Annotated in this window: 6 protein-coding genes and 2 pseudogenes; 5 read left to right on the plus strand and 3 right to left on the minus strand. The window is 70.2% G+C overall.

Annotated elements, in window-relative coordinates:
• Positions 1 to 23 precede the first annotated feature (23 nt).
• From AC07BS_RS04260 to drmB, 4 genes are read left to right on the plus strand one after another with little or no spacing between them, the layout of a single operon-like run.
• A complete protein-coding gene (locus AC07BS_RS04260; protein WP_478930121.1) occupies positions 24 to 4,784 on the plus strand; it encodes a sacsin N-terminal ATP-binding-like domain-containing protein in 4,761 nt (1,586 codons plus the stop codon).
• Positions 4,781 to 6,697, plus strand: coding sequence for a UvrD-helicase domain-containing protein (locus AC07BS_RS04265; RefSeq protein WP_478930122.1), 1,917 nt, complete (start codon positions 4,781 to 4,783; stop codon positions 6,695 to 6,697). The genes AC07BS_RS04260 and AC07BS_RS04265 overlap by 4 nt, the downstream gene beginning before the upstream one ends.
• The gene (locus AC07BS_RS04270; RefSeq protein WP_478930124.1) at positions 6,694 to 9,957 is read left to right on the plus strand and encodes a helicase-related protein; all 3,264 of its coding nucleotides are present in this window, start codon (positions 6,694 to 6,696) and stop codon (positions 9,955 to 9,957) included. Before AC07BS_RS04265 ends, AC07BS_RS04270 begins: the two co-directional genes overlap by 4 nt.
• On the plus strand, positions 9,954 to 11,819 hold the full coding sequence (gene drmB / locus AC07BS_RS04275) for a DrmB family protein (RefSeq protein WP_478930126.1): 1,866 nt from the start codon (positions 9,954 to 9,956) through the stop codon (positions 11,817 to 11,819). The genes AC07BS_RS04270 and drmB overlap by 4 nt, the downstream gene beginning before the upstream one ends.
• A gap of 126 nt (positions 11,820 to 11,945) precedes the next feature.
• Here the strand turns inward: drmB and AC07BS_RS04280 are convergent, their stop codons facing one another.
• Together AC07BS_RS04280 and AC07BS_RS04285 are read right to left on the minus strand one after the other, a co-directional pair.
• Complete coding sequence (locus AC07BS_RS04280) at positions 11,946 to 12,938, minus strand: DNA cytosine methyltransferase (RefSeq protein ID WP_478930327.1); 993 nt, start codon at positions 12,936 to 12,938, stop codon at positions 11,946 to 11,948.
• A gap of 237 nt (positions 12,939 to 13,175) precedes the next feature.
• Positions 13,176 to 13,741: pseudogene (locus AC07BS_RS04285) on the minus strand (TetR/AcrR family transcriptional regulator).
• Between the two features lie 64 nt (positions 13,742 to 13,805).
• Between AC07BS_RS04285 and AC07BS_RS04290 the strand changes: the two are divergent.
• Positions 13,806 to 14,704, plus strand: a pseudogene (locus AC07BS_RS04290) (MBL fold metallo-hydrolase).
• 9 nt (positions 14,705 to 14,713) lie between these two features.
• Here the strand turns inward: AC07BS_RS04290 and AC07BS_RS04295 are convergent.
• Positions 14,714 to 15,478: a thioesterase II family protein gene (locus AC07BS_RS04295; protein WP_478640038.1), complete on the minus strand. Its 765-nt coding sequence runs from the start codon at positions 15,476 to 15,478 to the stop codon at positions 14,714 to 14,716.
• Positions 15,479 to 15,596: the final 118 nt, after the last annotated feature.

A 15,596-nucleotide genomic window follows, 5' to 3' on the forward strand; every position in this document is an offset into this window, starting at 1 on the left:
TTTGCCTTGAAGTGGAACCATTAGTGGCCGATCCGCAGCCCCCTGTGATCCGCACTGTCGTCGACCAGTCCCTTCGTGTCCTGGAGACCTACCGTGTCGACCCGGGCCTGATCCCTGAGCACGCCAACGCTGAGCGCCGCATCACCCAGGGCGGCTACGGCGACCGTCAGCTCTTCGAGCTGGTCCAGAACGCCGCCGACGAGATCCGCGACGAGCCCGACGGGCGGATTCACGTGGTGCTCACCGACACCCACTTGTACTGCGCCAACCAGGGAAATCCCGTGAGCCCCGAGGGCGCGGAGACCATCCTGCGCATGAGCATGTCCCGTAAGCGGGGCGGGCAGATCGGTCGGTTCGGCGTGGGCGTCAAGTCGGTCCTGGTAGTGACCGACACTCCCGAATTCTTCAGCAGCAGCGGCAGCTTCGGATTCGACCGGGCTTGGTCGTACGAACGGATCCGCAACGTGGACGGCGTACGCGAGCAGCTGGGCGACGACTTCGAGGCACCGGTGCTGCGCATGGCCCGCGAGTTGGACGCGGCGGCCGAGCGCCTTCGGGACCAGGTGCTGGACGAGCTGTTGAGCTGGGCCAGCACGGTGGTCCGTCTGCCGCTGCTGCCCGGTGCGGCCGACCGGCTGGGCAAGGACATGCACGGCCACCAGGGTGCGGCCGGCCACGAGACCCGCGACGAGTTCCCGTCCGGCTTCCACCTGTTCTCCCCGCACGTGGGCCGGGTGGTCCTGGAGGACCGTCGCCCCCGCCCGATCGTGCGTCGGACGCTTCGCGCCGAGCGGGACGGAACCTCGTGCACGATCCACGAGGAGCGCACCGGCAAGCCGCCGACCGGCTTGCGATGGCAGGTCTTCACCCTCACTCACGAGCCCACCGATGTCGCGCGTCGCGACGCGGGCGAGCTGCACGACCGCTTGACCGTAGACCTCGCCTGGGCCGTTCCTGCCTACAAGCACGACGAGAACGGCCTGCTCACGCCTGCGGGCCAGCGTCGGCGCGGCCAGTTCTGGGCGTACTTCCCCAGCAAGTACGAGATGTCGCTCACCGGGATTCTCAACGGTGCCTGGAAGACCAACGAGGACCGGCAGAACCTGCTCGACGCCTCACCCTTCAACGTGGAGATGATCCAGGTCGCGTCCCGTCTGGTGGTGGAGTCCCTGCCCGAGCTGGCTCCTGCGGAGGACCCCGCCGCGTATCTGCCGCTCCTGCCCGGCCGTTCCAGGGAGGCCATCAGTTGGGCGGACCGGTATCTGCTGGAGCAGATCTGGAACACGGCGGCCCAGCGGCCGTCGCTGCCCGACCAGGACGGCGTGCTGCGGAACCCTCGCGAGTTGCGCATCCATCCGGTCCTGTCCAAGGACCTGGTCGCTACCTACCGTTGGCTGCGTCAGTGGCACGCGTACCCCGGCCGCCCCAAGGAGTGGCTGCACCCGTCGGTGGAGGCCACGACCCTGCGCTCCGGCAAGGTCGGGCACATTCTGGATCGAACCAAGCAGCAGCGGGCAGATGTCCGCGAGTGGCTGGAGGCGCTCGTGTCCGACGGCACGGCGGAGGCTTCGGAGACCGCGATCCGAATCGTCGCCGACATGATCGAGTCGGATGCCGGCTGTGCCGGAGAGGCCCGTAGGGCCAGGATCGTGCTCACCGAGGACCACGGCATGGTCGCCCCGGTGCCGGGCAAGGTCTTCCGACGCACTGACGAGGACGGCCTGCGGGAGTCTTTGGTCTACGTGGACCGGGCCCTGTCCGACGATCCGTCGCTGTCCTCCGCCCTGACGGTGCTCGGCATTCGGGAGGCCGACGTCCGGGGGCGCTTCGTGAGCGTGCTCGACGAGGGCTTCGACTCCTACGGCCCGCGCGAGTGGACCCGATTCTGGGAGCTGTTCCACCAGGCGGGGGCCTCCGTGGTGGGCCATGAGTTGGTCAAGCGTGTGCCCGCGCCGATGGAAACGCTCAGGGTGCGGACGGCGGACGAGCAGTTCCGAGCCTTGCGGGACTGCATGCTGCCCGGCGCTGTCGTCACTGCACAGAGCGATGCCGGGGTCGCGGTGGACATGCGGTTCCACGCCGACGACGCGGGCTTCTTCCGCGAACTCGGCCTGCGGGACCGTCCGACTGCCGGGCGCCGGCCCGAGGACGAGCCCTGGTTCGAGGAGTACCGCCAGGCCATTCACGCGGTCTACTGTCGCACGCTCGACGATCGGGCGAGCCGACCGACCCTGGCCCGTACCAGGATCGAAGGGGCGGCTGTCGGCGGACCCCTGCACCTCCTTCCCCGGCTCTCCGAAGAAGCTCGCGCCGCGTTCCTGCAGGTGCTCCCCGAGGAAGGCCTGATCGAGAACTGGACGCTCCAGATCGGGGCGCAGGTCTCCACCCGTCGATCTGCGACGTCCCCGATCCGCTGGATGCTCTCCCGGCACGGCCGGGTCAGGACCTCTCAGGGCGTCAAGATGCTCAAGGAGGCCGTGGGTCCGCAGCTCGCGGCCTATCGCGACGTGCTCCCGGTAGCCGAGGACGTCAGCGCCGAGAAGGCCCGCAAGCTGAAGCTCGCGGACAGTGTGGAGAAGGTCCGGCCCGAACAGTGGGAGCAGCTCCTGGAGAAGCTCCAGGGCAGCGAGGACGACGCCTTCGTCGGTTCCACCTACGCCCTGCTGACCCGACTGGGGATCGACTTTCCCGAGGACTCCCTGACCCGCTGCCGGATCGGCGACGCCTGGGCGACCCGGGAGGACAGTGAGATCGCCGTCGCCGCGAACCCGGACGAGTACCGCTCGTTGCGGGCCGAGCGGGTGCCGGCACTGCTGATGCCGGGCCGGGAGTCCGCCGACCTCATGGTCGAACAGTGGGGCATGCTGCGTCACGACGACGTCGTCAGCCGTGAGACCCGGCACGAGTCGACCGTGGAGGCGGTCCCGCTGTCCGAGGAGTTCCCTACGCTGCGTCAGAAGATGGGGTCGTCCGTCAACACGTACTCCCTGCTGCGCTGCTCCATGCTCGAGGAGGTCATCCGCACCCCGCACGGCGCTCGGGCGAAGTCCCTGGAGAGCGCCCGACAGGGCAGCGTGATCAAGGTTGTGGACCTGTCGGACCGGCTCGGCGTGCTCCGGGCCGTGGACCGTGAACTGGGTCTGCGGATGGGCGAGGCCGGTTGTCGCGCGGTCCTGGACGCCCAGGACCGCCAGGAGCAGGACGAGAAGGTGCGGTCCGCGCTGAAGGCGATTCGCGAGGCGGAGGACGTGACGGCCAAACTGGAGCTGCTGATCGGCGCGGATGCCCTGCGCGAACGGCTGCCCGCCGGACTGATGGAGGCCGAGCGGCAGGAGCTGGGTGGGCAGGAGCCCGCCGGGCGTCGGATCGCGCAGATGGCGTTCAACGCGCACGGCGACACCGTGCTCAAGACCCATGCCCGCGACATCCAGGAGCGCTTCCCGAGCGCCCCGTCGTCCTACACCGGTGGTTCGGCGGCGGTCTCCTTCGTCGCCGATCTGGGTCTGCCCGCGCCCTTCGCCGGCTACCGGGCCCCGAGCCTCGATCAGAGCCTGACGGTGGACGGCCCCCGCGACTTCCCACGCCTGCACGACTACCAGGAACGACTCGCTCTGAACATCTTCGAGATGTTGGAACGGCTGACCCCGCAGCGTGCGATGCTGTCGCTGCCCACAGGCGCCGGCAAGACGCGCGTCACCGCCGAGGCCGTCATCCGGTGGGTCAAGCAGGCCGGTGACCTCAAGGGTCCGATCCTTTGGATCGCGCAGACCGAGGAACTGTGCGAACAGGCGGTCCAGAGCTGGCAGTTCGTCTGGAGCAAGGCCGGCGCTCAAACCCGACTGACGATCAACCGACTGTGGGCCTCGAACGAGGCGGCCCCGATCACCAACGGGCCGCAGCTCGTCGTGGCCACCGATGCCAAGCTTCAGGTGTGCCTGGACACCGGCCGGTACGCCTGGCTGCGGGAGGCCGCGCTGGTCGTGGTGGACGAGGCACACATGGCGACCGGCCCGCGCTACACCGAGATCCTCGGCCTGCTCGGTCTGACCCAGCACCGGACTGCACGGCACCTGCTCGGCCTCACCGCCACCCCGTTCCGCGGCCACAACGAGGAGGAGACCCGCCGTCTGATCAACCGGTTCGGCGCGCGTCGCCTGGACGAGGGCGTCTTCCCCTCCGACGACGCCTACGGGTACCTCCAGGAGGTGGGGGTGCTGGCGCAGGTCGAGCATCGGGAGCTGACCGGCGGCACCATCGAGCTGTCCCGCCAGGAGCGGGAGAGCACCGAGCAGCTCAGCCTGCTGTCCAAGGCCGCTGAACAGCGGCTCGCCGACGACCACGACCGCAGCCGTCGCATCGTCGAGGAGATCGCGGCGATGCCCGAGGACTGGCCGGTTCTGGTCTTCGCCACCTCGGTGGAACACGCCAAGTATCTGGCGGCCAAATTGAAGGACCAGGGCATCTCCGCGTCCTCGGTGGACTCCACCACCTCCGACAGTGACCGCCGGGCCCGGGTCCAGGAGTTCCGGGACGGAAGGGTGCGGGTGCTCACCAACTACGGCGTCCTCACGCAGGGCTTCGATGCCCCGGCCACCCGCGCGGTGGTCGTCGCCCGGCCCGTCTACAGTCCGAACGTGTACCAGCAGATGATCGGACGTGGTCTTCGCGGCCCCCGCAACGGCGGCAAGGAGACCTGCCTGATCCTCAACGTCCGCGACACCATCCGGAACTTCGAGACCGCCCTCGTCTTCACGAAGTTCGAGCACCTGTGGAGCAAGAAGTGACCTTCTCCTCCGAGGGTGAACGCGCCCTCACGCCGGAGCAGCAGGCCGTCGTGGACCATCCTTGGGACGCCCGCCTGCTGGTCACCGCCGGAGCGGGCACGGGCAAGACCCACACGCTGGTGCGCCGCATGGACGCGCTCGTCGGCCACGTCGACCCGGACGAGGCTGTGGAAGCCTCCGAGCTGCTGGTCCTCAGCTTCTCCCGGGCCGCCGTCCGCGAGCTGCGGGACCGGATCGCCCGGCACGGCGGGCACGCCCGGCGGGTGCGGGTGCAGACCTTCGATTCCTGGGCCTACTCCGTGCTGGTGCAGGTCTGTCCGGAGGGGGAGTGGTCGGCGCTCACCTTCGACGAGCGCATCCGTGCGGCCACCGAAGCGATCGAGAAGGGCGCGCTGGAGTCCCTGGAGTCCGGCCCGCCCGCACACGTGATCGTCGACGAGGTACAGGACCTGGTGGGCGTGCGCCGGGAGATGGTGGAGTCGCTGCTCGACCAGCTGCAGGACTCCTGCGGATTCACCCTGGTCGGTGACTCTGCCCAGGCGATCTACGACTTCCAGATCAAGGACCCGGAGGAGTACGCCGACCGAACCGACCTCTTCCTCCGCTGGGTGCGCGCCTCCTACTCCGACGACCTGGTGGAGCTGCGACTGACGCGGAACTTCCGTGCCGTCACCCCCGAGGCGCGCATCGCGCTCCCCCTCGGTCAGGCTCTGCAGGGCATCGGCAGCGCCGCCGAGGGAGCGGACGCGGTGGCCGAACGGCTTCACGGGGAGCTGCTCGAGCTACTGCTCGGCGTGCCCGACATGGGTTCGCTCAGCGACTCGTTCACCCTGGACTCGCTGCGGTCCTACCCCGGCACCTGCGCGATCCTGACCCGTGACAACCGGCAAGCCCTGCTCGTCTCGGAGTTGCTGCACACCCAGGGCATACCGCACGCCCTGCGGCGCTCTCTCCAGGACCGGCCGGTGCCGTCCTGGGTCGCCGAGCTGCTGCGTCGCACCGAAGCCGCCACGCTCACCGAGCAGCGGCTGCGCGAACTGCTCGGCGGGATGCGGCACTTCGAGGTCACCGATCCGGACCGGGTGTGGCGGGCCCTGCGAGCGGCGGCGCGCGGCACCGGTCGGGGCACGCTCGACGTGGGGCGGCTGCGCGGACTGGTGGCGGAGCGCCGCTTCCCGGACGAGCTGGCCGACCCGGAACCGGCACCGCTCGTCGTGTCCACCGTGCACCGCTCCAAGGGGCTGGAGTTCGACCGTGTGGTGCTTCTCACCCCGCCGGGCCTGGCCGAGCTGCGTCGTTGCAACGACGAACTCGACGTGCCCGCCGAGGCACGTGCCCTCTACGTGGCGATGACCAGGGCCCAGGAGGATCTGTACCGCGTCGCCGCACCGGACACGGTGACGGTCCTCAAGCACAAACCGACCGGGCGCTGGTACCGGGGTGTCCCGAACCCCCGCCACAAGTGGCGGCGCGACGGCGTCGAGGTACGAGCCGGCGACGTCTGCGCCCAGGAACCGGCCGACGCCCTGAACGACGCATGCGGCGCCCAGTCGTACCTGCTGGAGCGGGTGCGGTCGGGGGACGCGGTGACGTTCCGGCTGCGTGACACCCTCCCCATGGGTCCCGAACAGAGCCCACGGTACGCGGTGCTGCACGAGGGGCGGGAGATCGGCGATGCATCCGAGGTCTTCAGGAGCGACTTGTACGCCCTCCTGAAGGTCGGTACGAACTGGAAGGTCCAGTGGCCCGGGGAAATCACCGGCCTGCGGGTCGACTGCCTGGAGTCCGTCGCGGGCAGCACTGCCGCCGGGGTCAACGCGGGCCTGGGTGAGCGCGGGGTGTGGATCGCCCCGCGAATCAGCGGAATCGGGCGGTTCCGGCGTACTGCCGGGATCGAGGAGGAGCAGGAATGACCATCCACGCAGGGCGGCACGCCGCGCACTACGAGGTCCGTGAGGACCTGGTGGCCCGGCTCCGTCGGGAGCTGTTGGGGCCCGACATCGACGCATCCGCCGAGGATCGCGCCGAGGTGCTCGACCAGGATGCCCCGATCACCCGCTACCCCGTGGGCGTGCTCTTCCCGCGACCGGCGGACGCCGAGGCCCGCCTTCGCGTCCAGGAGGACGCCGCCGAGGACGAGGGCCTGGACGAGGAGCCCGTGACCGGAGCAGACAACCTTGAGGAGTCCGGGCAGGCAGCGGAGCGCCCCAACGCCGGCGCCCGGCGCCCGTCCACCGTCGGCCTGACCTTCGCCGTCGACCTCGCCGCGTGCCGGGAGATCGTCGTTTCGGCGCGCGCTGCCGTGTACGAGGCGGAGGACGCCGAGGGCCGCAAGGTCTCGGCCCGTCGCAGCGAGGCCCGCACCACCTCCGACCAACGGGAACGCTGGCGTCGTGTGGAGCTGGACCTGCCCGACACCAGGATCGATGTGACGTACCCGGGGCGCGGTGCTTCACGCGACCTGGTGGACGGCACGGCCCGACTGGAGGTGCACGTACGTCGTCCGTCGGCGGAGACCGGTACGGTCACCGTCACGGTGACCCTGGTCAACATCCAAAAGGTGGGTGAGCGGGAGCTCCAGGACGCCTTCGCCCTGTTCCAGGCAGGGCTGACAGTCCGTGCCGCCAACGGGGCGAGCGCATTCGTGGAGCGCCCCGCCGCTTTGTCCGCCGTGGACCCGGAGCTGCAGACCGGCCGACTGCTGCACCGGCATGTCCCCACCTTCGCCGCCGGCCACGGCTCCGCGGCCGTGTGGGACTGGGCCCCGCCCCCGGTCGGCCTCACCGACGTGGAGCGCGCGGGTGTGGCAGAGGTACGCACCGAGTTCGTGCCCACGTACGAGGTGCTGCTCACCGACTCCAACCCTGAGATCGACGACTGTGCACTCACCATGCTGGGCCTCGCCGAGGCCCCCGACACCGAAGTGATCGCCGCACTGGAAGGGCTGGCCGCGGGCTACGAGCGGTGGATCGCCCGGAAGCGGGCCGAAGCCGCCGGGCTCGCCGGCACCTCCTACGAGGAGCCTGCATCGACCCAGGTCAAGTCCTGCGAGGAGGCCCTGGCGCGGATCCGGGAGGGCATCGCGCTACTGCGTGACAAGCCCGACCTGATGTGGGCGTTCCGCCTGGCCAACCGGGCGATGGCGACCCAGCGGGCCCGGAGCGCCTGGGTCAAGTGCGGCCGGAGCGGTGAGCCCGACCCGGCCTCCGCGCGCTGGCGCCCGTTCCAGATCGCCTTCGTGCTGTTGTGTCTGGCCGGGGTGGACGATCCGCAGCACCCCGACCGAGGCGTGTCGGACCTGTTGTGGTTCCCTACCGGTGGCGGCAAGACCGAGGCGTACCTGGGGCTGATCGCGCTGACCACCTTCCTGCGCCGAAAGCGGCTCGGCGGGGCAGGCGGCGGTGTCACCGTCCTTATGCGCTACACACTGCGTCTGCTCACCCTCCAGCAGTTCGAACGTGCCGCGATTCTGCTCTGCGCAATGGAACAGATGCGGCGCCGCAACCCTGCCGAGCTGGGCCACGAGGAGATCTCCCTCGGCATGTGGGTGGGGCGGTCCGCCACCCCGAACACCCTGGAGGTCGCCTCTCGGCAGCTCGGTGCCGCCCGCTCCGGGAAGGTGCTCCAGACCGAAAACCCGGTCCAGCTGCACGCCTGCCCGTGGTGCGGGACCGCCCTCGACGCCCACCACTACTCGGTCGACGAGGAAGCGGTCCGGATGGACGTGCGTTGTCCCGACCCGGCCTGTGCGTTCTCCGGCGGGCTGCCGGTGCACCTGGTCGACGAGACCGTGTACCGGGCCCGGCCCACCCTGGTGATCGCCACCGTGGACAAGTTCGCCTCGATGCCGTGGCGCGCGCAGACAGCCGCACTCTTCAATCGGGACCGCCAGGACTCCACCCCGCCCCCGGAGCTGATCGTGCAGGACGAGCTGCACCTGATCTCCGGACCGCTGGGCACCCTGACCGGCCTGTACGAGACGGCCGTCGATGTGCTGGCCGACCGTCCCAAGGTGATCGCCTCGACCGCGACCATCCGCCGTGCCGCCGACCAGGGCAGGGCCCTGTTCTCCCGCGAGGTGCGTCAGTTTCCGCCCGCGGGCCTGGACGCCCGCGACTCCTGGTTCGCCGTGGAGACCCCCGCCGGTGACAAGGCGTCCCGCCGCTATGTGGGCCTGCTCGCCCCTGGCACCAGCCAGTCCACCCTGCTGATCCGCACCTACGCCACCCTGCTCCACCAGGCGATGCGGGCCGACACCACTCAGGAGGTGCGCGACGCGTACTGGACGCTGGTCGGTTACTTCAACAGCCTGCGCCTGCTGTCCGCCGCCGAACTCCAGGTCCACGACGACGTCGTGGCCCACCTGGAACATCTGGCCGACCGCGACGCCTGCGAGCCCCGCTCCGTAGGCAATCACTCCGAGCTGACCAGCCGGGTCGACGCCAGTGACATCCCGGCCCGCCTGAAGCAGATCGAGCGACGGCTGCCCGGCCGCGATGTGGTGGACGTGCTCCTTGCCACGAACATGATCGCCGTCGGAGTGGACGTGGACCGGCTCGGCCTGATGGCTGTCATGGGCCAGCCGCAGACCACCGCCGAGTACATCCAGGCCACCAGCCGCGTGGGCCGTGCCCACCCCGGCCTGGTGGCGGTGATGCTCAACGCCGGCCGATCCCGTGACCGTTCGCATTACGAGAACTTCCAGCACTTCCACTCCGCCCTCTACCGCGAGGTCGAGTCCACCTCGGTGACCCCCTTCTCGGCCCGCGCCCGTGACCGCGGCCTGCATGCAGTGATCGTCGCCCTCGCCCGCATCCTGATCCCCGCCGCCCGTGACGACGAGGCTGCCGGGAACATCGACCTCTTCCTGGACGAGCTGAGGGAAAGGATCCGCCCGAAGATCCTCGAACGGGTCGAGAAGGTCTCCCCGAAGGAGAGCGTCGCCAAGGAGGTCTCCCACGTGGCCGCCGCCTTCGACGAGTTCGTCGACTGGTGGTACGGGGAGGCCGAGGCGCACGGCGGCCTGTACTACGAACCGAAGCGCGGACGCCGTGTCCCCTCGCTGCTCAAGCCCTACAACGACGCTCCGGAGGACGTCGAGGCGTGGGAGACCCTGTGGTCCCTCCGCGACGTCGACGCCGAATCCGCCCTGTTCATGGAGGCATCCCGATGACCCCGCCCCCTCCCCGCCGCCGGCGTGGCGCCGACGGCAACGCCGGACCGGCCCGCACCCTGCCCCGCCGTGGCGCGGTCCGCCGTGCCCAGGCCATCACCACCTACGGCGTGGGGTCGCTGATCGCCGTGGAGCAGGAGTCGTTCATCGTCTCCGGCATCGACGAGGCCGAGGAGCAGTGGCGCCGCGACGAGGCCCCGGTGATCCACGAGCCGCGTCTCGCCCGAGTACTGGGCGTGAGCCGGTTCCGCCTGCCGCCCGCCTCCGGCGACGACAGCCGCGACGGCATCCGGGTGCGCCGCTTCCCGTTGTGGCACCACTGCCCCGAGTGCCATGCACTGGACCACGTACGGAAGTTCAACTCACCGCCCGGACGCAACGAGTGTGCCGAGTGCTCCGAGCCCCTGGTGCCCTCCCGTTTCGTGGTGGCCTGCGAGGACGGGCACATCGCCGACTTCCCGTACTGGAAGTGGTTGCACCGGGGCCGACGAGGCGAGGGCGAGGCCGGATTCTGCAACGGCCGGATGAGCCTGCGCTCCTCGGGCCGCACTTCCTCGCTCCGTTCGGTTGTGCTCTCCTGCTCCTGCGGAGTGCCGGAGGTGTCCATGGAGGGTTCCTTCCGGCGCGGCGCCCTCAGGGACCTGAACATTCGCTGCGAGGGCAAGCGCCCCTGGCTGAAGGGCGCCCCCGACCTCTTCTGCTCCCAGCCGCCCCGAACCCTCCAGCGTGGTTCCTCCTCGGTGTGGCAGCCGGTGCTCCGCTCGGCCCTCTCCATCCCGCCCTGGAGCGACACCCGGGTGCAGGCCCTGGCCGGGCATTGGGACACGCTCCGCTCCTGCACCACCCCCGCCGAGATCGAGATCCATCTGAAGTACATCCTCGACGGGGCCCCTTCTCCTGTGAGCCCCGAGAAGGTCATGGAACTGCTCACCGCCATGGAGGCCGAGGACCTCACCGGAGAGGACGGTCCCGACGCCGGCCAGGAGCAGCGTTACAGGGCCCTGCGCGACCTGGAGTACGAGCGTCTGTGCGTGGGCAACCCCGAGGACTCCGGCCACCACACCGAGCAGTTCGTCTGCGAGCCCCCGACCGGCGACGCAGCGCCGCTGACCGGTCCGGGCCTGGTCACCCCGATGCTGGTGAAGAAGCTTCGCGAGGTCCGAGCCCTCAAGGCATTCACGCGCGTCATCGACCCCGAGACCTCTTCCGAGGGCCACGAGGCGGCCCTCTCCCTCGCCCCCACCGACTGGCTGCCCGCCATGGAGGTCCACGGCGAAGGGGTCTTCTTCCGACTCGACGAGGAGAGGGTCGACGCCTGGGCCGAACTGCCCGCCGTTGCCGCCCGCGTGGAACACATGCGCCGTCGGCACCAGCGGGTTCTCGCCGAGCGGGCTTCCGATCCGGGCCGAGTCCCGTCCTCTCCTGCCACTCCGCGCATGGTCCTGCTGCACACCCTCGCGCACGTGATGATCAATGAGTGGAGCCTGGACTCCGGCTACCCGGCCGCCTCGCTCCGCGAGCGGATCTACTCGGGTGACGAGATGGCCGGCGTACTGATCTACACGGCCACCAGTGATTCCGCCGGTAGCCTCGGCGGCCTGGTCGCCCAGGGCGAGACCGACCGCCTCGCCCAGGCGGTGCGCTCGGCCGTCCACCGTGCCGAATGGTGCTCGGCCGACCCGCTCTGCATCGAGACCGAGATCTCCGGTACAGGTGGCACCAACATGGCCGCCTGTCACGCTTGCGTCATGCTCCCGGAGACCAGCTGCGAGCACAACAACGGCCTGCTCGACCGGGCCCTCCTCGCCGGTACTCCGGAGGACCCGTCGATCGGTTTCTTCTCCAACTTGCTCACTCCGTGAGCACCGGGGAGTGACGCCGGGGCGGGGAGAGGAGACATACAGTGTCCTCCCCACCCCGACAGTACCTCGGGGCGAGCGCGTCACCCCCGAAATGGGAGGTCGAGTGCTGCCCCGACTTGCAGGCGACTATGCCCGACGCTCCAGTGCGGCCTGGACCGCGAGCCCGAGGGCTCGGCCCACCGGAGGCGGCGAGGCATGCCCTATCTGGCGATAGCGGGCCGTCTTACGGCCGGCGAAGTACCAGTCGTCGGGAAAGCCTTGCAGCCGAGCCGCCTGATCGACGGTCAGCGGCACCATGCCCCTGACGCCGAGCGATGGGTCCCAAGGAAAGTCCGGCCCAGGAGGCTCGTCGGCGACGGTGCCGCCGTTAACGCGCATACGGGCCCAGGAACGCTTCGACCCGGTCGGGCCCAGGTCGGCCCCGCCGCGGTTCCAGGAACCGCCGACCAGGGTCGGAGCGACCTGGTCGGCCTGTTCGGCCCATGCTGCCGCGTAGGGCCAGCCACGTGCGGCCATGGAAGCACCCAGTGCCTCGCCTACAGTGATCGGTGGCTTCGTGTCGGGCATCGGAGTGACGAAGCGCTCGACGGAGTCCTCCTTGAACGCCATCAGGATCCCCTGCTTGCGGTCCTGGGGTACGCCGTGGTCCATCGCGTTGAGCACGAACCAACGGTGCCGGTACCCGAGGTGATCGAGCTCGGCGGCGACGTACGCGCGGATCGGCTCGTACGCGGGTTTGGAGACCAGATCGGGGACATTCTCGATGAGTAGGGCACGTGGCTGCACGCCGTGCATGAGCATGATCGTCGCTTCGAGTATTCGGATCTCCTCGATGCTGTTCTCGCGTGCCGCTGCGGCGCTCGCCTTCACTCGGGGCAGGCCGGCAGCGAGGAGATCCACGTCATACGTCGCCTGGTGTTCCACCGGGTCGAAGTCCAGAAGATCGGCTTCGAGGACGTTCCATCCGGGACGGTTCCACCGCAGCGTCTCGCAGGCCACGGCGCGGTTGTCCAGAAGCAGCACGGGGTCGAAACCGGCTTGCTCAAGGCCGAGTGCGAGGCCGCCTGCTCCGGCACACACGGCAAGGAAGCTGAGGCGTTCGAGGCGGGACTCTTCCATGATCACCGTTCGTGCTCTTCGGGAACGCGACCCGGGGTGGGATGGGCAGGCTTCCCGCTCACTCCCGACGGCATGTCTTTGCCGGTTCAGACGCAGCGGGATACCTGATTCTCCATGATTGCATCCCCTTCACGGCAGGATCGAGGCTTGCGGCGATCCACGTCGCCCCTCAACGGGTCGGTCCGCCAGGACTGGCGCACGAGTGGTCGAGCTGCGTCCCCGCTGATCCGCCCGCCGTCACGGCAAGGGCATCAGCCGGTGGAAGACCGTGGCGATCAGGTCGTGGGCGTACGCCGCGTCGAGTGGGCCCGGGCGGAAGAGGACGCGGTACATCATCGGGGCCACGACGTAGTCCATGACCGTCTCGGTGTCCGGTGCATGTTCGCCTCGGTGGGCCGCTCGGGCGAGGATCTCCTCCACCTGTTCGCGCGCGTACGCCGAGCACTGCCCCGCGCGGGGAGCCGTCCGGGTCGCCCGCGAGGGCGTCGCGGACGTAGGAGCGGCCGGGCGGGGACGACATCTCCTCCAGGAAGGCGGCGGCCCAGTGGTCCAGGTCCGCGCGCAGGCTTCCGTGGTCCGCCGGGGCGCCCTCGGGGCGTAGTCGTTCCACGGCCACCTTCGAGAGCAGTTCCTGGAGGTCGCCCCAGCGGCGGTAGATGGTGAACGGCGTGACGCCCGCGCGCGGCGACGAGCGGCACGGTGAGAGCGGCCTGCTCGGCCCACAGCGCGCGGACGGCCTGGTGTACCGCCTCCTGGACGCGGGCGCTGCGCCCTCCGGGGCGGGCCGCTGGTCTGGGACTCATGGCGCCACACTAACGCTAATCTTTTGCGTTAACGATTGTGCGAGCTCTGTGGAGGGGACCCCGGATGAACCCGACCTGGACAGTGGGCGATCTCGTCGTGCACCGCGTCGACGAGATCGCGCTCCCGCCGGGGACCGGCGCCTGGCTGCTGCCCGACGCCACTCCGACCTCGTCTCCGCGCGGCCCTGGCTCCGGCCGGACTTCGCCGCCTCCGACGGTTCCCTCCGGCTGACGAGCCACAGCTTCGCCTTCGAGACGGACGGCCTGCGCGTCGTCGTCGACACCGGCATCGGCAACGGCAAGACCCGCGCCAACCCCGCCTGGAACCAGCTCGACACCGACTATCCTCAGCGGCTCACCGACGCCGGCTTTCAGCCCGATTCGGTCGACGTGGTCGTGCTGACGCACCTGCACACCGACCACGTCGGCTGGAACACCACTCGTGCCGCCGCCGACGGCCCTTGGGTGCCCACGTTCCGTAACGCCCGGTACCTCGTCTCCCGCACGGAATGGGACCACTGAGAGGCCGCCGCCGGCCACATGGACGACAGCCGCCGGCAGATGTTCCTCGACTCAGTCCACTCCGTCCGCGACGCCGGACTCCTCGACCTCATCGACGTGGGCGACGGACCCACCGCCGTCGCCCCAGGCGTCCGGCTGCTCCCCACGCCGGGGCACACCCCCGGACAGGTCTCCGTCGAACTCCGCAGCGCCGGCCGCGCGGCCGTGATCACGGGTGCCTGCGTCCACCATCCCGTGCAGCTCGCCCACCCGGGCATCACCAGCTGCGTGGACACCGACCCCGCCCTCGCCGCCCGCACCCGCCGCGACCTCCTTGCCGCGCTCGCCGGTACGGACGCCTTGCTGCTGGGCAGTCACTTCCCGCCCCCGACCGGCGGATTCGTCGTCACGGACGGTGACGGCCGCCGGCTCGTGCCCGAGCCGGGGCGTACCGCGGGTTAGGGGGGTCCGCTAGGGGGTCGCGAGGCCCTGGCGGACCAGGTCGATCACCGCTCGCTGGTGCTGCTCCAGGAAGAAGTGCCCGCCGGCGAACGTCGACACCGCGCAGTCGGCCCGCGTGTGCTCGCTCCAGGCCGCCGCCTCCTCCGCGCTGGTCCGCGGGTCGGCGTCGCCGGTCAGTACGGTGACGGGGGCGCCGATCCGCTCCCCGGCGCCCGCGCGGTACCGCTCCACCGCCCGGTAGTCGGCGCGCAGCGCCGGCAGCACCATGGCCATCAGCTCCGCGTCCTCCAGCCACCGCGCATCCGTACCGCCCAGCAGCCGCATCTCCTCGACGACCGCCGCGTCCGAACCCTGGTGGACCTTCTCGTCCCGGAACCGGCCGGGCGCCCGGCGGCCCGAGGCGAAGACCCGGAACGGACCGGGCTCGCCCCGCCGCTCCCGGCGCAGCGCCACCTCGAACGCCAGGACCGCGCCCATGCTGTGCCCGAAGAAGGCGTACGGCGTGCCGGTACCGAACCCGCCGGCCGTCAGGGCCTCGTCGATCCGGTCGGCCAGCAGCCCGATGTCGTCGACACAGGGCTCGTTCCTGCGGTCCTGCCGGCCCGGGTACTGCACCGCGACGACCTCCACCTCCGGAGCCAGCGACGCCGACACCGGGAAGTAGTAGCTGGCCGATCCGCCCGCGTGCGGGAAGCACACCAGCCGCACCGGGGCCCCGGGAGCCGGATGGAAACTGCGCAGCCACTGACGCTCGTTCGTCGTCGTTGTCGTCACGGTTCTTTTCCTGCCGTAGAGACGTAAGAGGGGCCCCTGCCATGGCGGGGGGCCTGGAGCTGCGAATCTCGCACCGCCACCAGGCCCCGGCAACCCCTACCGCCCCCTGTCCGAGCGA

Source organism: Streptomyces sp. NPDC044063 (genome assembly GCF_056434285.1).

Bases quoted from the DNA above. Each gene is read 5' to 3' on its own strand.
- AC07BS_RS04270 (WP_478930124.1), top strand. From the start codon at position 6,694: ATGACCATCCACGCAGGGCGGCACGCCGCGCACTACGAGGTCCGTGAG.
- drmB (WP_478930126.1), top strand. From the start codon at position 9,954: ATGACCCCGCCCCCTCCCCGCCGCCGGCGTGGCGCCGACGGCAACGCC.
- AC07BS_RS04280 (WP_478930327.1), bottom strand. From the start codon at position 12,938: ATGGAAGAGTCCCGCCTCGAACGCCTCAGCTTCCTTGCCGTGTGTGCC.